The sequence below is a fragment of the Dehalococcoidia bacterium genome (genome assembly GCA_035528575.1).
Taxonomy (GTDB): domain Bacteria; phylum Chloroflexota; class Dehalococcoidia; order E44-bin15; family E44-bin15; genus DATKYK01.
In genome coordinates this window covers 59,111-77,773 of the sequence record DATKYK010000041.1, presented here as the reverse complement: position 1 = coordinate 77,773, position 18,663 = coordinate 59,111, and the positions used below count along the sequence as shown (strand labels likewise).

Annotated in this window: 16 protein-coding genes and 5 tRNA genes; 10 read left to right on the top strand and 11 right to left on the bottom strand. The window is 50.3% G+C overall.

What is annotated here, in order from left to right; translation table 11 throughout:
- From VMX96_10545 to VMX96_10520, 6 genes are all read left to right on the top strand, one after another.
- Positions 1-206, top strand: a 206-nt coding sequence (locus VMX96_10545; GenBank protein ID HUU64332.1) for an ArsR family transcriptional regulator, incomplete at its 5' end; no start/stop codon positions are given.
- A 48-nt stretch (positions 207-254) separates the two neighbouring features.
- Positions 255-3,338, top strand: a complete 3,084-nt coding sequence (locus tag VMX96_10540; protein HUU64331.1) for an FAD-binding and (Fe-S)-binding domain-containing protein — start codon at positions 255-257, stop codon at positions 3,336-3,338.
- A 492-nt stretch (positions 3,339-3,830) separates the two neighbouring features.
- The gene (locus VMX96_10535; protein ID HUU64330.1) at positions 3,831-5,198 is read left to right on the top strand and encodes a dihydrolipoyl dehydrogenase; all 1,368 of its coding nucleotides are present in this window, start codon (positions 3,831-3,833) and stop codon (positions 5,196-5,198) included.
- Between the two features lie 68 nt (positions 5,199-5,266).
- A complete protein-coding gene (locus VMX96_10530) occupies positions 5,267-8,653 on the top strand; it encodes an IscS subfamily cysteine desulfurase (protein ID HUU64329.1) in 3,387 nt (1,128 codons plus the stop codon).
- A gap of 39 nt (positions 8,654-8,692) precedes the next feature.
- The gene (gene egtD / locus VMX96_10525; GenBank protein ID HUU64328.1) at positions 8,693-9,718 is read left to right on the top strand and encodes an L-histidine N(alpha)-methyltransferase; all 1,026 of its coding nucleotides are present in this window, start codon (positions 8,693-8,695) and stop codon (positions 9,716-9,718) included.
- A gap of 157 nt (positions 9,719-9,875) precedes the next feature.
- A complete protein-coding gene (locus tag VMX96_10520; GenBank protein ID HUU64327.1) occupies positions 9,876-10,301 on the top strand; it encodes a hypothetical protein in 426 nt (141 codons plus the stop codon).
- An 80-nt stretch (positions 10,302-10,381) separates the two neighbouring features.
- Here the strand turns inward: VMX96_10520 and VMX96_10515 are convergent.
- The 3 genes from VMX96_10515 to VMX96_10505 form a co-directional block, all read right to left on the bottom strand.
- Positions 10,382-10,457 (bottom strand) — tRNA-Ala (locus VMX96_10515).
- An 84-nt stretch (positions 10,458-10,541) separates the two neighbouring features.
- Positions 10,542-10,721, bottom strand: coding sequence for a helix-turn-helix transcriptional regulator (locus tag VMX96_10510; protein HUU64326.1), 180 nt, complete (start codon positions 10,719-10,721; stop codon positions 10,542-10,544).
- Positions 10,708-10,890, bottom strand: a complete 183-nt coding sequence (locus VMX96_10505) for a helix-turn-helix domain-containing protein (protein HUU64325.1) — start codon at positions 10,888-10,890, stop codon at positions 10,708-10,710. The genes VMX96_10510 and VMX96_10505 overlap by 14 nt, the downstream gene beginning before the upstream one ends.
- Positions 10,891-11,087: 197 nt before the next feature.
- Here VMX96_10505 and VMX96_10500 point away from each other — a divergent pair, with 197 nt between their 5' ends.
- A complete protein-coding gene (locus tag VMX96_10500; GenBank protein ID HUU64324.1) occupies positions 11,088-11,603 on the top strand; it encodes a hypothetical protein in 516 nt (171 codons plus the stop codon).
- A gap of 443 nt (positions 11,604-12,046) precedes the next feature.
- On the opposite strand, the gene VMX96_10495 is transcribed toward VMX96_10500, so the two are convergent.
- From VMX96_10495 to VMX96_10480, 4 genes are all read right to left on the bottom strand, one after another.
- Positions 12,047-12,123: transfer RNA gene (locus tag VMX96_10495), tRNA-Val, on the bottom strand.
- Position 12,124: 1 nt separating this feature from the next.
- Positions 12,125-12,201: transfer RNA gene (locus tag VMX96_10490), tRNA-Arg, on the bottom strand.
- 119 nt (positions 12,202-12,320) lie between these two features.
- A tRNA-Leu gene (locus tag VMX96_10485) sits at positions 12,321-12,404 on the bottom strand.
- A 22-nt stretch (positions 12,405-12,426) separates the two neighbouring features.
- Positions 12,427-12,499: transfer RNA gene (locus tag VMX96_10480), tRNA-Val, on the bottom strand.
- A 221-nt stretch (positions 12,500-12,720) separates the two neighbouring features.
- Here VMX96_10480 and VMX96_10475 point away from each other — a divergent pair.
- Positions 12,721-12,927, top strand: coding sequence for a hypothetical protein (locus VMX96_10475; protein HUU64323.1), 207 nt, complete (start codon positions 12,721-12,723; stop codon positions 12,925-12,927).
- 269 nt (positions 12,928-13,196) lie between these two features.
- Here VMX96_10475 and VMX96_10470 read toward each other — a convergent pair whose 3' ends face one another.
- Genes VMX96_10470 through VMX96_10455 form a run of 4 tightly spaced genes read right to left on the bottom strand, consistent with a single transcriptional unit; the run spans position 13,197 to position 17,014 of the window.
- Positions 13,197-13,676, bottom strand: a complete 480-nt coding sequence (locus VMX96_10470; protein HUU64322.1) for a GNAT family N-acetyltransferase — start codon at positions 13,674-13,676, stop codon at positions 13,197-13,199.
- A gap of 2 nt (positions 13,677-13,678) precedes the next feature.
- Complete coding sequence (locus tag VMX96_10465) at positions 13,679-14,677, bottom strand: ATP-grasp domain-containing protein (GenBank protein HUU64321.1); 999 nt, start codon at positions 14,675-14,677, stop codon at positions 13,679-13,681.
- Positions 14,668-15,669 (bottom strand): D-alanine--D-alanine ligase, encoded by a 1,002-nt coding sequence (locus VMX96_10460; GenBank protein HUU64320.1) that lies wholly within the window; start codon positions 15,667-15,669, stop codon positions 14,668-14,670. Before VMX96_10460 ends, VMX96_10465 begins: the two co-directional genes overlap by 10 nt.
- Positions 15,641-17,014 carry a KamA family radical SAM protein gene (locus VMX96_10455; protein ID HUU64319.1) on the bottom strand — a complete coding sequence of 458 codons (1,374 nt, stop codon included), beginning with the start codon at positions 17,012-17,014 and terminating at the stop codon, positions 15,641-15,643. The genes VMX96_10460 and VMX96_10455 overlap by 29 nt, the downstream gene beginning before the upstream one ends.
- Before the next feature lie 654 nt (positions 17,015-17,668).
- On the opposite strand from VMX96_10455, the gene VMX96_10450 reads away from it, so the two are divergent.
- Entirely contained in the window at positions 17,669-18,034 is a 366-nt protein-coding gene (locus tag VMX96_10450) for a winged helix-turn-helix transcriptional regulator (GenBank protein ID HUU64318.1), read from the top strand.
- 378 nt (positions 18,035-18,412) lie between these two features.
- Positions 18,413-18,661 carry a DUF6504 family protein gene (locus tag VMX96_10445; GenBank protein HUU64317.1) on the top strand — a complete coding sequence of 83 codons (249 nt, stop codon included), beginning with the start codon at positions 18,413-18,415 and terminating at the stop codon, positions 18,659-18,661.
- Positions 18,662-18,663 lie beyond the last annotated feature (2 nt).

Here is an 18,663-nt window from a genome sequence, read left to right as displayed (position 1 = left end):
CTGGGGCGCTGCGCGTACCGCAACCCACCGTGTCACGCCACCTCAAGGTGCTTCGCGAGCGGAACCTGGTGGCCGCGGAGCGCGACGGTGCGAGCATCCGCTACTCGGTCGTCGACGGTCGCGTCATCGACGCGCTCGACGCCTTGCGCGTCGTGCTGCTCAGCTCGCTCGCCCGCCAGGCTGAGCTCGTGGGCGAGGCGCGATGAGGCGCAGCACGACCGCTCCTGCCTCGACAAGGAAGGATGTGTGACGCCGTGTCTGGTCTGAAGACTCGCGACAAGGAGCGTCTGGGTCAGATCTTCGCCGAGCGGGTCACGTTCGATACGACCGAGCGCCTGCTCTATGGGCACGACATCGCGGCCATCCCGAGCCTCGTCAAGCCGCTTGTCGGAGACACGACCCCCGACGCGGTCGTGCAGCCGAGCACGGAGGAGCAGCTGGTCGCGGTCGCCAAGTGGGCCAGGGAGCGTCGTATCGCTCTGACCCCGCGCGGCAAGGCGTCGTCGGGCTACGGCGGCGTGTTGCCAATAAAGAAGGGCGTAGTGGTGGACTTCTATCGCATGAACCGTATTATCCATATTGACCCCGAGGCCCAGACCGCCACCGTGCAGGCTGGTGTGGTTTGGGAGAAGCTAGACAGGGAACTGGAGAAGCACAGGCTGACCCTGCGGCTATATCCCACCAGCTACCCGGCATCCACCGCCGGAGGGTGGCTGGCTCTCGGTGGCGCCGGAATCGGTTCCTACGAGGCAGGCTGGTTCCCTGATAACGTGGTCAGTGCCCGAGTGGTGCTGCCCGACGGCACGGTCAGGGAGTTCAGCGGGCCTGAGCTTGATCTGATCGCCGAAGTCGATGGCATCACCGGCCTTATCAGTGAGTTGACGGTTCGCGTTCAGCCACTTGAGGAACTGGAGTTGGTGGCTATCGGCTGCCCCGACCCCCACGACCTGCAGAAACTGGTTCAGTCCATGATTGATGAAAAGCTGCCTATCTGGTCACTGATATTCATCAACCCGCGCATGGCAGAGCTTAAGAATAAGGCTCCGCTGATGGAGCACTATGGCCATCCTGTAGAGGAACGGGTGCTCTTGCCCGCTGCCTATATCATCACATTGGCTTTCCGTGCCAAAGATCGCGAGGCGGTGACGGGCCGGCTGCCGGAGCTATTGAAGCCCTGTGAGGCTGAGATACTCAGCGACCGCATCGCCCAGCATGAGTGGAAGAACCGCTTCAAGCTTATGGTGGTCAAGCGCCTAGGTCCAAGCCTGGTACCAGCCGAGGTGGTCGTACCGCTCTCCGCTCTGGGCGATGTAATGACCGAGATCGAGCGAAAGATAGCTCAGCCCATCGTTAAGGAGGGTGTAGTCATCAGAGAAGGCCACAATGGCAAGCCCGAGGTTGTAATTCTGGGCTTCATCCCCAGCGACCAGCGCAGGTTTAACTACAATTTCGTTTTCGGCCTATCCCTGAGCATCATGAAGATCGCCGAGAAGCATGGCGGACGGACGTACGCAACAGGGCTCTACTTCGCAAGGAAGGCGCCTGGAGTGTTGGGAGCAGACCGGGCTCGCCGGTTGAAGGCGTTCAAGGCCCAGGTGGACCCCAAGAATATCCTGAACCCGGGTAAGGTTATCGGCAATCGGCTAGTCGGCGCATTTCTCGGCCTGGCGCAGGCCTTCGAGCCCCTCATCCGTCCCTTTGGCAACAGGGTTATCCCCGAAATAGGCGAGCGGCCTACAAAGCCGGTGCGCGATATTCCGGCCGACGTGGCCTGGTATGCCTACGGCTGTTCCCAGTGCGGCTACTGTATAGAGGAGTGCGACCAGTTCTACGGACGGGGATGGGAGAGCCAGTCCCCCCGAGGCAAGTGGTACTGGCTGCGGGAGTACATGGAGGGTCGCGAGGAGTGGGACCAGTTCATGGTCGACACCATTCTGGTCTGTACGACTTGTGAGCTATGCAACCTGCGCTGCTCAGCTGCCCTGCCCATTGAGCCGTCGTGGATGAAGTTGCGCGGTTTGCTAATCGACGAGCAGAAGAAGATGACGTTCCCTCCGTTAGAGATGATGGCAGCGGCGGTCCGAAAGGAGGGCGATATCTGGGCAGGCTATCGCAAGGACCGCGCTGTTTGGTTTCCCCAGGACCTCGAGGGGAAGCACGGGCCGGCTTACCAGTCGAAGACCGTGTACTTCGCTGGCTGCACGGCTAGCTACGTGGAGCACGACATCGGCATGGCCAGCGTTCGGCTGCTTGATGCGGCTGGTGTGGACTTCACCTACCTGGGCAATAGGGAGAGCTGCTGCGGGACGCCCATGCTGGTGGCCGGTATGTGGGATGTTTTCACTGAGGTGATGAGCAAGAATATCCAGGCGGTCAAGGACGCCGGCGCAGATACTGTAGTATCCTCGTGCCCTGCCTGCGACATGATGTGGCGACATGTCTACCCGACATGGGCGAAAAAATTGGGTATGGAGTATGGAATTACGGCGAAGCACTACAGCGAGGTTCTGGCGGAGAAAATCCAGGCAGGGGAATTCGTCTTCCCCGAGAACAGCCACAAGCCGTGTACGGTGACCTGGCATGACTCGTGTCACATTGGCCGGGTGTCCGGCGTGTACGATGCTCCACGCCAGCTCATTGAGGCCATCCCCAATACGAAACTGGTGGAGATGAGCCATAACCGTGAGGCGGCGCACTGTTGCGGCAGCGTTCTGACACTGATCAAGGAACCACCGATAGCCGCCGAGATAGGCAAGACGCGGCTTGATGAGGCGATAGAAGTGGGTGCGGAGAAGGTACTGGCGTTATGCCCTTGCTGCGAGTTCCAGTTCCGCGTCAGCGCTGATAAGAAGCAGGTACCAATCGAGGTGGTGGATTTGGCGCGCTATGCGTCGTCGGCTTTGGGCTATGAGTTCCCCGACCCTAACCCGGAGGTACAGAAGCAGTGGGCGGTTTTCGAGGCCATGATCGCTCTGATGACGCCTCAGGGCTTCGCCGACCTGATGGGCACAATGTGGCCGGAGCTTATCGATGCCATGCCCTTCGGAATGGGGGGGATGATGCGATTCATGGGCAAGATTCCGGGAGCGCTTAGTCTCATGAAGCCCATGTTTCCCATCCTGTTCCCCAGGCTGCTGCCCATGATGATGCCAAAGGTGATGCCGACCATGCTCGAGCGAGTGGCGGAGCGTATCCCCATGCCTGATTACATGGCCGAGCAGATGCCGGAGATGATGCCCCGGGTCATGAACAACCTGATGCCGCACATGATTGGCGATGTGGTGCCGCTGGTCACGCAGCCGATGATCGACTACCTGAGGGGTAGTAGCGGGAAATAAAGCTATGTCCTACGGATAACTCAGGTGTAACCGGAAGGGGTTCTCACATGTTGTGATTGATGAACCGCTCCTTTTTAAACACATATTCGTTTAGCTCTGTTTTCGTTTTGAACTTTAGTCTTCTTAAGGATGACTCCCCAATAAACAGCTTTGCTCTTCTAATCTTCGCTTATACGGCATAAACCAACTCAGTCTCAGTTATCTGCTCTGTGCTTGACCTCGTCACTTGGTTACCTCCATTATATTGCTTTCGTGTAAAAGTATATTACTCCTTTTACTAATGATGTCTTGGTCGAATCCCAGGAATATAAAGAAGAATGGATTATTTGCCAGTGGGGGTCATAGGGGTTGTCAAATCTTATTTAATATGTATAATGTTCTCCACTACTAGAAGACCAGATTGCGAGGTTGAAGAGCTGCCGCGGTTGTGTTGCCAGTCATGAATTGTGAATTTCATAGAAGCTTGGCGAATACCTAGTAGGAGGCTGCTACATGAAGAAGTACGACGTAATCGTAGTTGGGTCGGGATCTGGAATGCTTATCGTAGATGAAGCCACCGAGCATAGTCTAAAAGTTGCTTTAGTGGACAAGGGGCCTTTGGGCGGGACTTGTCTTAATACGGGCTGTATCCCTTCAAAGATGTTGATATATCCGGCAGATAGAATAGTAGAAATACAGGAGGCCAAGAAGCTGGGCATTGAGGCAGAGACCAGAAGTATAGACTCTGGTTTCATAATGCAGCGGATGAGAAAGAGTATACATGAAAGCCAAAGTCAAATGAGACAGGCTCTTTCGCAAGCGGAGAATCTGGACTTCTATGAAGGTGAAGGGCATTTTGTGGGGGATTATACCATTGAGGTCAATGGAGAGAAAATTAAAGGGGAGAATATTTTTCTCGCGTCTGGCTCACGACCCTTTATACCCCCCATAAAGGGCTTAGATAGTGTTGACTATTTGACAAATGAAACGCTGCTGCAACTTGAGGAACTACCCGATAGCCTCATCATCATTGGTGGTGGATATATCGGCGTTGAATTCGGACACTTCTTCGCTGCTATGGGCACTAAAGTCACTATTCTAGAGATGATGGAAAGTCTTGTCCCGGTTGAGGAACCGGAAATATGTGAGCTATTGAAGGAACAGCTGCGCCGGCGCATGGATGTTTACACCGATACCCAGGCTGAGGAGATATACCAGGAGAGCGGCAAGGTTAGAGTTGCGGTTAAGGACAGGAATACCGATGAAAAAAGGGAGTTCACAGCGCAACGAATTTTAATCGCCGTAGGCAGAAGGTCAAATGCCGATTTATTGAAGTTAGAAAATACCGGCGTGGAAATTGACGGGAGAGGATTTATAAAGGTTAACCAGTATCTTGAGACCGGCAAAAAGAACATATTCGCCGTGGGCGATGCCAATGGGCAACAAATGTTCACCCATGTGGCCAATCGCGAAGCGCTAGTGGCTGCGCAAAACATGTTTCACGGCGCAGATTTAAAGATGGACTATAATGCCATACCCCATGCCGTTTATTCTCATCCTCAAATTGCATCGGTAGGGCTAACCGAGGCTCAGGCCAGAAACGATCATGACATATCGGTAGGAAGGGTAAAGTATTTGGATGTTGCCAAAGGCGAAGCCATGATGGAAGAGGAGGGCTTTGCCAAAGCCATAGTGGAAAAAGATAGCAGAAGAATATTGGGTTTTCATATTATAGGGCCCTATGCCCCTGTACTTATTCAGGAAGTGGTCAATGCCATGACATCAGGAGGTCAAATAGATGAAATAAATGAGGGCATTCATATCCACCCTGCCCTTTCTGAATTGATACAGACAACGGTCAATAGTCTTGATCAATCATAGGATCCAAAACATGGTTAGGATAAGAAACGGATTGCAGCAACAATTGGCAGGATACGATAGTCAGAGCAATGAGAAGCACTAAAAACAGTGAAAAGCGGGCCATATGCGGAATTTGTGCGGCCGGGTGTTGGGTCATAGTCACCTATGATAGCGAGGGAAAGATTAAGAGTGTCCGGGCAGATGAGACCTCAAACCTTGGAGCAATATGCAAAGTCGGTGAGAACTCGCGGGACATTGTATATTCCAAGGATCGCCTCCTTTATCCAATGAAACGCAGAGGTCCCAAGGGCAGCTATGAGTTTGAGCGAATTACCTGGGACCAAGCCTATGAAACGATAGTAGCCAAACTCAACCAAATTAAGCGGGAGTCAGGTCCAGAGGCTACCGCCATTTATACTGGTAGCGGGAGCTTTGAGTCGGCTTTTTGTGACCTGTATCAGCCTGATGGCGTAGCGGTTTCCTCCGCGGCAAGCGTTCTGTTCCCCTTTGGATCCCCTAATACCCTCGGGGTGGGTGCTCTGTGTTACGTATCATTTGCGATGATAGCACCCCATGTAACCATGGGCGGCATGTTAATTAACATGTTCTCGGATATAGAAAACGCCAAACTCATTGTGATTTGGGGGAAGAATCCTGCAGCGCACTGTCCTCCCCATGACTTCATCAAGATCGGGGAGGCGCATAGGCGGGGCGCTCAGATCGTGGTAATAGACCCACGAAAAACGGTGATGGCCAAATACTCAAATGCGGAATGGATCCCAATTCGTCCCGGCACGGATGGGGCGCTGGCTCTGGGGCTGTGCAATGTCATTATTAAGGAGGAACTGTACGACGAGGAGTTTGTCAGTAACTGGACGGTGGGTTTTGAGGACTTTGACCGGTATGTTCAGTATTTTCGACCGGAGGTGGTAGAAGGTATCACCGGCGTTCCGGCCGAAACGGTAAGGTCGCTTGCAAGAAGAATGGCAACCACCAGCGGTGTCGCACCTGTCATGTACAGCGGCCTTGAGTATAGTGACGGAGCGGTTCAGGCCATTCGCGCGACGATGGTACTGTGGGCCTTAGCCGGCCAGCTTGATGTGCCCGGCGGACATTGTTTCAGCATGGCCCAGAACAGGTTTCCCATAAATCGTGAGGGTCTCATACCCAATCCGGATGTACGAAAAGCAGCCGGGCACAATAATTTCCCCGTATATACAAAGTACCGTGGGGAGTTCCATGCCAATATTCTCCCGGACGCGGTGCTTGAGAAGAAGCCCTATCCGATCCGATTGCTTATTAGCCTTGGGGCATCTATTATTACATCCTGGCCGCAATCCGATATCTGGCGGAAGACACTTGAGGCGCTTGACTTCTTGGTTTGTATAGATCGTCAGCTCACCGCGGATGCAGCCTATGCCGATATGGTACTGCCGGCGGCAACCTACTATGAGATCGAATCCTACATGGTATATGGCTCTGTCTTCAGGATCAGGGAAAAGGTGATAGAACCGATCGGTGAGGCCAGGAATGATTTCTTCATTCTATCAGAGCTTGCTAGGCGCCTTGGCTATGGACATCTTTACCCACAAACCGAGGAGGAGATCCTTTCCAGAGTGCTGGAAGGTTCCGACTTCGCTCCCGATGATGTCCGTGCTGCGGGCGGGACAGTACAAATTCCCACGGTTATGATGCAGTACAAGAAGTGGGAGAAGGGATTGTTACGAGCAGACGGGCAAACCGGATTTGATACACCATCAGGAAAGTTAGAGATCGCCTCCTCTATCCTAGAGGAGCATGGTTATGACGCATTACCAATCTACGTTGAGCCGGGAGAAAGCCCCGTTTCTCAGCCACAGCTTGCCAAACGATTCCCCCTTGTTTTTAATTCGGGGTCCCGTTCAAACGTTGATTTGCACACACTACACCACACCATTCCGGCTTTGTCTGAGGAAAAACCGGTGCCCACGGTGATGATCAATACGCTGGATGCCAAAAAGCGTGGCATCGAAAGCGGTGATTTTGTCTACATAAAAACAAAGCGTGGCCAGGTTGGAATGTATGCCTTTGTCACCGATGACATTGTGCAGGGAGCCATAGAGGCCAGCGGCATGGGCGGTGGGGCTCTCGGTCCCAAAGAGTGGCGGGATGCTTGTATAAACGACCTCACCGATCTTCAACGCTACGACCCGATTTCCGGCTTTCCGGTTTACAAGGCTTTGCTCTGCGATGTGGTTAAGTCAGCGGACGGCGACAAAGGAAATATCACGGGAATAGGAGAATATACGCTTGACGATACCGTCGAAGAGCAGCAGACAAATCACCGGGTGTACCTTGATCATAATGCCACCACTCCTATGACTCAGGAAGTCAAAGAAGCCATGATCGAGTTCATGGATTGTTATGGAAATCCTTCAAGCATATATGCTCTGGGGAAAGAGGCTCGCGTTGCGGTTGAGACAGCCCGCAGAAGTTTGGCCGCATTAGTCAATTGCACGGCAGGACGCCTAACTTTTACCGGTAGTGGTTCAGAGGCAAATAACCTTGCCATAAAGGGAGTAGCCTTCGCCAATGCCACTGGGAAAAATCATATCGTCACCAGTTCCATAGAGCACCCGTCAGTACTCAATGCCTGCCGATGGCTTGAAAAGCTCGGGTTTTTGGTTACCTATCTTCCGGTGGATACGGAGGGAAGGGTAAACTCGACTGACCTGAGAGCTGCGGTCACTGACAGGACTTGCCTCATAAGTGTTATGCTGGCCAATAATGAGACAGGCTCCATTCAACCCATTGTTGAACTGGCAGATATAGCCAAAGAACGAGGCGTGCTATTCCATACAGATGCCGTGCAGGCCGTTGGTAAGATTCCTATAGATGTAGAGGAGCTCGGGGTGGATTTGCTAACCATGTCCGCGCATAAATTTTACGGGCCTAAAGGTGTCGGCGCGCTATATGTACGAAAAGGGGTTGTTCTAGATCCCCTGGTGAGCGGAGGTCATCAGGAAAAGGGATTACGTGCCGGAACCGAAAATGTCATGGCGATCGTTGGATTGGGCAAAGCTGCTGAACTTGCTACCGATCATGTTCCTCAGATGGATAGCGTGCGGGAATTGCGCGATAAATTGGAAAATAGTATTAGTGAACTGATTCCTGATGCCAAACTGAATGGTCATAGGGAGCAGCGATTACCCAATACTCTTAACCTGACCTTGCCTGGCATACGAGGGGAGTCACTGGTTCTCGCCTTGGACCAGAAGGGAGTTGCCGTTTCGTCGGGGTCTGCTTGCAGTGCTGGTCTACCCGAACCCTCTCACGCTTTAATGGCGATGGGCCTTTCTGAAGAAGAGGCTCATTGCGCCGTGCGTTTCACGCTCGGTCTCGGTAATACGATAGATGATATTGATCGCACGGTTTCAATTATTGACCAGGTAATTCGCCAAAGAAAGGACACAATACGTTTTGTATCATGTCGCTAGGCCTGGGAGAGAAAAACCTGATGGAGGATTTTTATATATATGAGCCATCCAGCAACAGTTAATACTGGCAAATCGAAACGTCGGTTGGTTGAGACGCTGAACTATCTTGATGGAAAATACAAGAACGATATTGGTAAAGAAATACGAGAGGGTCTATCCGCTTCGCAAAAATACATACCATGTAAATACTTCTATGACACACGCGGATCAAAACTTTTCAAGGAGATCTGCCAGCTTCCCGAGTATTACCCTACCCGCACGGAGATATCCATTTTGAGGGATATAGCGCCCGAACTAATGGAGACATTTGCCGACAAAGATATCGTAGAACTTGGCTCCGGTGCTAACCTGAAGATAGGGATAATGTTGGACGCAGTCGACAAATCCACCAGAGCTACTTTACGCTACATTCCAGTAGATATAAGCCAGTCGGTAGTGATCGAGGCATCACAGGACTTACTCGAGCGATACCCAGAATTACAAGTACTGGGAATAATAGCTGATTTCACCTCACAGTTGGATGTCATTCCGACCGAGCGTCCCCTGATGTTCTGTTTCCTGGGGAGTACTATAGGCAACATGGGGGAAGATGAGACTATTTCATTCTTGCAGAGTATCTCTGAGAATATGAAACCGGATGATAGACTCCTGGTCGGCTTTGATATGGTCAAAACCAGGGAAACTGTAGAAGTTGCCTACAATGATTCCATGGGGGTCACCGCTAAATTCAATAAGAACATATTGAATGTGGTGAACAATGGATTGAATGCCAACTTTGATTTATCCTATTTTGACCATCTGGCTTTCTTTAATGAAGATCATGATCGAATCGAAATGCACTTGAGGGCTAATCGCGACATCTCAGTGAAGCTAGAAGCAATAGATTTGGAAATAGAATTCAAGAAAGGCGAAACCATACATACGGAAAACTCGAGAAAATTCACCGGGAAGAGCATTAAAGATCTGGCCACCCGGGCTGGGTTATCTATCGAAAATTGGTATTCAGATCCTGTGGGCTGGTTTTCCCTCGTGGTGATGATGCGCCGTCCTCAAGGAATTGGTTAATGAGATGAAATTATAAACCGAAGTTCTTTTCGCATTCAATCACCTCAAGGAGGCTAAAGGTGGCCGCTTCGCCTACTATGTCTGCGGCACACTGCTAAAGAAGGGCGCTGGCACCTGTGATGCTCCCTACCTTAACAGTCGGAAATTCGAGGATGTGGTGCTGGGCAAGATAAAAGAACGTGTCCTAACTGAGGAGAACTTGCGAGAGCTAGTGCGTCTGGTCAACGAGGAGATGGACGCATCCGCAGGGGACTATAGAGAAAGGCTGGATACCATTGAAGAAGAGCTTGCGGAGACTGAACGTCGTCTTGACCGTCTCTACGATGCCCTTGAGACGGGAAAGCTGAGTCTCAATGACCTGGCACCGCACATCCAAGCACTCAGGCGACGACAGAATCAGCTCCAGGCTGCCCGATGTGAGGTTGAGGAACTGCTCACTAACTGGCGGATGCAACTAGCTGATATGGAAATAGTGATGCGCTATGTTGAAGATCTACGAGGCCTGCTTTCCCAAGGTTCCCTTTCTGAGCAGAAGGCCTTCATTCGCAGCTTCGTGAAAGAGGTGGGGGTTACGGGCAAGTAAGTGCTTATAACATACACAATACCCCTCCCACCCAATGGAACGATCCACGAGCGGGCAGGGGTTCTTTCTATTGTCCATGATGGTGGAGCTGAGGGGACTCGAACCCCTGACTTCCTCCGTGCAAGGGAGGCGCTCTCCCAGCTGAGCTACAGCCCCTTTACCGTGCTGCCGATTTTTTTGCAGTTAACCCTCAAGGGAAGTGGTGGGCGATAGAGGACTCGAACCTCTGACCTTCTGCTTCTAAAGCGCCTCAGTTAGCTTCTGTTGTATAGCTAAACTGGGTTTCCGCTTATCCTGTGATAACATTGTAACATAAGCTCTCGAAACTCCCAACTGTCTAGCTACTTCGCTCTTACTCATTGTAGCTGGTATATTAAATTCGGCTATTCTCATCTCTGTACTTTGCTTAACTTTTAGCATTGCTCTCTCCTTTTTTCCTCTTTGGTTTCCTCTTCCTCTTGTAGCTCAACTCCAATACTACCCAGTCACGTCCTAGCTTTTTGCCTTTGATTTCACCTTTAGCAAGTAGCCGTCTTATTTGGCTTTCATCCAAGCCCAGCTGTTGTGCCGCTTCTTTTGTAGAGTACATAGGCATCACCTTGAGAGTAGTATACACGCATGCGAGTATAATGTCAAGCTAGAATTGACTATATACTTAAATTTGCTGATAAGTTTTAAGGCTGCTGGGCACTATTCACTTTTAGTTGGTAGCTTCTACACACATGAATCTTGACAGGCAGAGTTCCCAGGAGTATGCTCAGCACCACAAAGGGCAGGGGAGAGGCAATGGACGAAGACCAAGAAATTCAAAGAATTGGGCGAAGGAAGAGGGAATTAGAGCGTAGATTGGAGATAGTAAGTAGCATGCGACCCAAAAGCACGCTGTTTGATGACGGAATCGAAATGGACGACAGGGCAACGGAGGTTAGTAGAATTACTTCGCAATTGCGGTTGCTGGACTATGAAGAAGATAAACTGGAGAGACAGAAGTCAAGAAAAAAGAGGGAAGCGGAGAGAGCTAAGAAAGCTGCAGAGAGAGAGAAGGAAGCAGCTAAAAGGCGCAAAGAAGCAGAAATCAAGCTCAGAAAAGAGATAGTGAATGAGCTGAATAAGATAATTGCGGAGATAGGTGCAGAGAAAAAGAGAGCGGTGGAACAACAACAGAGGTTTAACTCAGCAAAAGCATTTAACAAGGCGTTTGGAGAAGCAAAGAAGAAGTATGGAAAGGCGGAAGCATGGAGGAATATGGAGAAGTGGTTAACGGACGACTTAAAGGAGCGTTTGGCGAAGATAAAAAAATAGTTAGGGGATTCTCAGCCGTAAAAGAGAGTGGGGAGCTAACTGGCAAGTTAGACAACCCCCTCTTATTGCTAGTCTCCTACCTTAACCCACAGATAATGATACTTCAGCTTCCCCAACGGTAGTTCAAACTGAATCAATCAGCACCTAGATGACAGCACTGAGATAACAAGCAGTATCAGGGCAATTGCCCCTATCAGCATTATCAATTCTACGTGCTGCCACTTAATTCCACACTCCACAAATATACTCCCATTGACAGCCTGGTGCTTTGGCAGTATCATCGCACTCACACTCATCGTTGCTCAGCTTGTGGTTGTGGTTGTTTCCACTATGGTAGAGTCTCTTAGTCTTGGGGCTTAACTGGGCATCCTTTGAGGACAGGAACTTGTTAACAATTGTTAACAGTGGTCTTAACCCTGCTGAGGTATTTTGTACGTAGGAAGTGGTGGGCGATAGAGGGCTCGAACCTCTGACCTTCTGCGTGTAAAGCAGACGCTCTAACCAACTGAGCTAATCGCCCGTGGCGCGCTTGGCGGGGCTCGAACCCGCGGCCTCAGCCTCCGCAGGGCTGCGCTCTATCCAACTGAGCTACAAGCGCTTTTCTCGAACTAATCGGTCTTGTTTGATTTAGAAAGGTTGCGGTGGGAAACTTGTAACCTTTATCATTCAAACGAGAGTCTTTTTCAAAGGGATTATCGCTATATATTATAGAAGAAATGCCGAAGGAGGGATTTGAACCCTCACGTCCGCAAGGGACACTACGCCCTGAACGTAGCGCGTCTGCCATTCCGCCACTTCGGCACTTTATCACCTAGAATAAGAATGGGCAGTACTGGACTTGAACCAGTGACCTCTTGCGTGTGAAGCAAGCGCTCTATCCACTGAGCTAACCGCCCATTTGCAAGTTTATTCTACCCCAATCCTAGGACTAAAATCAAGCTAATGTGTTCGTACGGTACATTAGCGATAAATAACCGCTGGCCCATTGTGGGTTCCATTACAAGTGAATTAAAGAAATCTCACTTTAACCACCTAAACGCCCTGAGATGTATTTCTGCCCCGAGGCCGATAGGTCGGCCGACACTTTGGCCCATATCAGAGGACTCCACTTTATTGGTTGCACTCACTACTTAACTATCGGCGGGACACCTGCCTGCCGCTAGGCTCGATGCCTCCGTATGAGGCGAACGGTGAACATCATTATGCCGATGATAAAAAGAAGAGCGACGGCAATGGAGAAAAGAGATCCCGTGGAGGCGAGGTCGGAGCCGCCCTCTATCGCTGCTGGCTCAGGTGGTGGTTCATCGGCGGGCTGTTCCCATAGGGGATATTGGCTCGGCGGATATCTCATATGCCAGAAGAGGACCCTCAATTTGTCCCTTTTCCCGTCAGAGTGCCTGGAGCACTTTGTTAAAAAAATATTGTGTAATGTTGTAGTGCTCAATTGTGAATTGAGTGATCAGTGGTACCGGTAAATTACTGACCTCAGAACAACCGGTTACTGATGTTCCTCACTTCAAATGATTGCTGAGTACAAATGCTCAAACCTATACAGGAGATATGTGGCTCGCCCTCGGCGATTTGAAGTACAGCCTATCCTAACCTTTTTTGAAAGATAAGCTTATCATCTCCAATCGCATAGAAGTCAGCTATACTGCAAAGGAGTTCGTAGCCCTGCGAATAATGAAAACGTCTTATCCTCTCATACTCTGGCTTGGAGGATGTCTCAATGAAGGTTAATCGCCCCCCATGTCCCTTGATTTCCTCCTCGGCGAATGTTAGCAGGGCCCTTCCAGTTCCCCGGCGCTGCTGATCCGGCTCCACCGCCAGCCAGTATATGTCCCAGGTTCCTTCAGTCAGCGGAGTGGGCCCGTAGCAGATATATCCCACAACTTTTGAACCAATCTCTGCTACAAGGACACTATAACCTGACCGAAGCGGATCGTGCAGATAGCTATCGATAACCTCCTCAGCGACAACAACCTCGGACGGTTTGAATTCCGGTATGGACCGTAGGATTTTACTTATAGCAGACCTGTCTTGACTGGCCATGGATCTGATCTTAGGTCTCATTACTAGCCTCTCTCAAGAGCAAACAATACAATCGCTTCGATAAACCGGTTATAGGTCATACCATGAGCCTTAGCCTGTCGCGCCGCGCCAGAATCCGGAGATATATCGGGATTGGGATTCACCTCAATGACATTGAGCTCTCCCCCTCCATTAAGCCTAAAATCCACCCTGGCATAACCGGAGCAGCCCAACAGACTGAAAACGGACCGGGCAGTCTCATCTATGCGCTCTCGCATCTCGAGCTCTATTTCGGCAGGGCAGATCGTTCTCGTGTGTCGGAAATACGCACTTTGCGGCTCCCACTTGGCGGAGTATGTGAGTATCCTTGGCATCCCAGGCAGCAGGGAATAGGCAATCTCTGATATAGGAAGGATCGTGAGCTCTCTGTTTCCCATGACTGTGGCATTGAATTCGCGACCCCCTACATATTCCTCCACAAGCGCCTTTCCCCTATAGAGCTGACATATCCTAGTGACTTGCTTCTCCAGAGCCACGGAATCGGTGACCACACTGTCTTCCGAGATTCCATGGCTTGCGTCTTCTCCCCATGGCTTTACAATGCAGGGATAAGCCAAATGGAATGTGTTTAAGGTGTCAGGACTCAGCAACTGGTACCTGGGTGTACAAATGCCGGAATCGTGAAGAAGCTCCTTAGTCCTTGCCTTATCTAAAGCCAGTGCCAGTGCCGATCCCGGACAGCCAGTAAAGGGAACTCTCATCCCAGCTAGGGTATTGGCCACATCAGCTTCCGTTTCCGGGCAGCCATCGATGCCTTCGCAAAGATTAAATATCACATCTGCTTGTATGCTCTTGAGTTTCTCCATCACTCGTTCCGCTGGTGGCAACAGCGGAACCCGAACTACGGCGTATCCCAGGCTAGTGAGTGACCCATAAACGGCATCCACTTCTTTAAGGACGCCGAGTACCGCTTTCTCCTCCCCTATAGCCTCATACCGGCATGAACCCGCCTCGTTATAAATGATGGCTACTGTCAGACGCACTGTGGATATCTCTCCAGGGCTGCAGTAAGTATGGCTAATATCAAGGCCTCGTAGGTCCAGCCCATTTTACTCGCAATGATAGGCAAATCGCCGCTATGCGGATTAAGCCCAGGAAGTGGATTTATCTCGAGGAAGCATGGTTTACCGTTACTGTTTAACCGAAAATCGATACGGGCAATATCCCGGCATCCCAGAGCTTCAAAGACCATTAGACTGGAATCCGTGATGTCCTGTAGAATGCTCCCTTTCATCTGTGCAGGACATTCGTAATCTACCAGAGATTCCCACTCCCTTTTCACCTCTAACGAATATACGAAATAATCCCCGCTTTTCTTGGGGAGAATACGCATTATCCCCAGAACTTTAGGGGGATGGTTACCCACTACACCTACAGTGACTTCACTCCCAGCGATGAACTCCTCCACCATCACAGGCTGCTGGTAACGTTCTAACAGCACCGTTGCCACCTCGGTCATTTTCTTCATATTATCGACCCTGGAACTGAGGCGGATGCCTTTGCTCGAACCTTCATGAGCTGGCTTAATAAAAGCAGGGAATGGGAAATAGTCCCAGTCTATTTGATGTAGATCTTTCTCACTGTTAATGACGTGCCATCTAGGAGTACATACACCTGCGAGCGCCACTAGCTTCTTGCTCAAGGGCTTATCAAGGCATATAGCTAGGCACTGAGGGTCTGACCCGGAATAGTGTATATCCAGCATTTCCAAAATGGAAGGTACCTGGGCCTCCCTGCTTCTATGGTTGCCCAGTCCTTCAGCGATGTTGAATACCAGGTCAATATCCTCGAGAAGAATATTGGCGATAAACTTTCTGCCCCCGCCCAACCTGACAACTGAGTGGCCCTGTGCTTTAATCGCCTTTGTAATAGCCTCTACTGTTTCCTGAGAGTCGTATTCCTCAAGGGCGTCCTCAGGCTGGTTTTGCTCTGGTGATACCACCTGTTTAAGATCGTAAGACAGCCCTATCTTCACTCGTGACTCCTATCGGCTGAGACTGAAACGTTGCCGGTGTACCCGGTATTGCCATAGGTTCACTTACCCGCTTACCGTTGCGACGGCCCGTTCCATGGTGGTTTGATCCCAAGGGATTTCGGTAGCGTAAGATGCGGCCTTGGTAGTTTCTCAATATCAACTCCCCTTCCGTTCGCGATCGAATATAGTTCGGCTGGAGAGGAACCTTACCTCCACCCTGAGGCAGGTCAATAACGAAGGTAGGTACCGCTAAGCCCGAGGTATGGCCGCGCATCCCCTCGATGATATTTATACCAGTTTCTACCGGCGTACGCAGGTGCTCCGTTCCCTGAACCTCATCGCACTGGTAAAGATAGTAGGGACGAACCTTGATCTTGAGAAGCCCATGACACAGCCTCGTCTGAGTCTCTATACTATCGTTTATGCCGCGTAGGAGCACCGACTGATTGTTTACGGGAACACCGCACCGTAAAAGCCGATCACACGCCAGAGCTGACTCGGGCGTTATCTCATGGTAGTGATTAAACTGCGTGTTGAGCCATATCGGTCCATATTTCGATAACATGGCGCACAATTCGTCATCTATACGCTGGGGCAGCACGACTGGAAACCTGGTGCCGATACGTATTATCTCCACATGCGGGATATCCCTCAGCCTGGAGATAATCTCCTCCAGACGGTGGGTGGAAAGGGTCAGCGGGTCGCCACCAGAGAGAATCACATCCCTGATGGCTCGATTTTGACGGACATAATTCAGCATAACCTCCACCTCAGCAGGAGTGCGCACCCACCCACCGTGGTGCCACTCTCTTTTTCGCGTACAGTGGCGGCAGAGCATTGGGCAGATACTGGTTAGTACTAACAGTACACGATCTGGATATCGATGTACCAGACCCGGGACAGGAGAATAGCTAGCCTCAGCGAGGGGATCCTCCACACCCATTCCAGCCATAGATATTTCCTCAAAAGTCGGTATCGCCTGTTTCCTTATGGGGTCGTTGGGATCGTGCGGGTTTATAAGACAGATATAGTAAGGTGTTATCGATAGGGGATATCTATTGGATACCAGCCTCAGCCGTGCCTGCTCCTTCGTTGAGAGAGTAGTGAACTTCGATATCTCTTCAATAGTAGTGATGCGGTTGCGGAAATGCCATTTCCAGTCTTTCCAGCTTTCATCCGGGATATTGCCAAAGAAAAGGGCCCTGTTTCTCAGGGCCATGGTACCGGGAGGTTCTTCTTCCGTCTTACCTTGATGTTCCTCCTGCGCCTCGTTTATGGTGTCGGCTATGCCAGGAGGTTCTTCATCCTCCTGACCTGTAATGTCGACTTTCTTTGCTGCTGCCATTATTGTCACCTGTGCTACCTCCTTTTTAATTTTTTTCATTATTAGAATTAGCTAACCCGACGGACATCCAAAGCATTTTCCTAATCGATTTATATCTATTTAATTACGCTCTAATCATATCCAACCAGCTGCTTACTCACTTTCACAAATCGCCCCACCCACCCGCCGGTAGGGTCAGGGAGAAATCCATCCTCATTCATAACAATCTGCCGCGGACCAGCATGACACGTATCTATACAGTGGTACACCCCTGCGTTTACCCACTGTCCCGCGAAATAGACCTCCCCGGACTTCCTTCTAGATCCTGACCTTAGTTTAGATTCTACAGCCATTTTTCAAATTACCTATTCAGCCTTACAATATGGATTGATTTACTCTATTCCTTTCATTAAATATTTAAGCTATTTAACAACCTTTATTACCCCTCAGCCAAGAGTATCCTAGCTTCCATGCAACCTATTTATTAATCAAATTTAAAAAATGCCAGGGTTACATTTTCTCATCGCTTATGCTATAAAGAATATGGTATGAATATATTAGCATGCTTTAATAAACATGTATGATATATCATGTATATGATAACATGACAATTGGATTTGTCAATGGATTCTGAGTGGTTTTTAAAAAATTTATTAAAGAAAGGAGTCGTGCGCTATGGCAGATTGGACATTTCTTACCAACCATGCTCGTGTGCTCAGTTTTATAGCGAAGCACTCGAGTATAACGGCCTTGGAGCTTTCCAATTCAATAGGCATCGCGGAGAGGGCAACGCGTAAAATAATTGCTGATCTTGAGGCCTGTGGATACATCAGTAAACGCAAAGTGGTTAGGCGCAACACCAAGTGGGATTTCACCCAATACCTGAATGAGCTTACCCAAACAGAGGTATCTGAATATTTTCGGCCTAATTTCTGGACTAACACACCAGACATATTGACCGCCTACCTACAGACAGGGGGACGGCCTGCATTCATGGTACGGCTTGTTCTGGCGGCGTGCATTGCTCCAATAGCGATGTAATATATACCTCTGGTCAAAAAATACCCCTGATTTCTTATCGTCACGAAAATAAAGCGATGTTCTGTGTCATTCTGACCCCGATTTGGGCCTAAGTGTCGGCCGACCTGTTGGCCTCGGCCTGGCCGGAAGAAATACAATATTTCCCCACCCACCCGCTCTGAGATGTATTTCTGCCCCGACAAGTCGGGGATACCCCCGCCAGAGGGGATTCCCCTATATAACTTTCACTTGGTGGACCTTGGAGAGGAGAATGGATGTCTTAGATGAGCCCAAATGAATTCCATCGTCATTGCCACGAAAATAAAGAGACAAAACACCCTTGACAATAGAACGCATGTTCTGTTATAATCATGGTTACCACCATTTGGAGCCTTTACCATGTCAAAGCTCATTGGTGAGCCGATCAGGGTTCACCTGGATAAAGATTCAATACCGGCGGCCTTTATCTGGAGGAAGCGCCTCTACCGGGTGGTTGAGGTTATTGGCTGGTGGCGGGAACCCTCCGAATGGTGGATGGGGAAGGCAGTACGTTTCTTCGTTCGCGTTAATGCTCAGAACACCAGTATCGGCACCTACGAGCTTTGCCGGCTCGGGGAAGCGTGGTTTCTCTATAAAGCCTTCGATTAGGC

Excerpts from the sequence above, each read along its gene's own strand:
- VMX96_10535 (HUU64330.1), top strand. The coding sequence starts at position 3,831 with ATGAAGAAGTACGACGTAATCGTAGTTGGGTCGGGATCTGGAATGCTT.
- VMX96_10530 (HUU64329.1), top strand. The coding sequence starts at position 5,267 with ATGAGAAGCACTAAAAACAGTGAAAAGCGGGCCATATGCGGAATTTGT.
- egtD (HUU64328.1), top strand. The coding sequence starts at position 8,693 with ATGAGCCATCCAGCAACAGTTAATACTGGCAAATCGAAACGTCGGTTG.
- VMX96_10510 (HUU64326.1), bottom strand. The coding sequence starts at position 10,721 with ATGCTAAAAGTTAAGCAAAGTACAGAGATGAGAATAGCCGAATTTAAT.
- VMX96_10505 (HUU64325.1), bottom strand. The coding sequence starts at position 10,890 with ATGTACTCTACAAAAGAAGCGGCACAACAGCTGGGCTTGGATGAAAGC.
- VMX96_10500 (HUU64324.1), top strand. The coding sequence starts at position 11,088 with ATGGACGAAGACCAAGAAATTCAAAGAATTGGGCGAAGGAAGAGGGAA.
- VMX96_10470 (HUU64322.1), bottom strand. The coding sequence starts at position 13,676 with ATGAGACCTAAGATCAGATCCATGGCCAGTCAAGACAGGTCTGCTATA.
- VMX96_10455 (HUU64319.1), bottom strand. The coding sequence starts at position 17,014 with ATGGCAGCAGCAAAGAAAGTCGACATTACAGGTCAGGAGGATGAAGAA.
- VMX96_10450 (HUU64318.1), top strand. The coding sequence starts at position 17,669 with ATGGCAGATTGGACATTTCTTACCAACCATGCTCGTGTGCTCAGTTTT.
- VMX96_10445 (HUU64317.1), top strand. The coding sequence starts at position 18,413 with ATGTCAAAGCTCATTGGTGAGCCGATCAGGGTTCACCTGGATAAAGAT.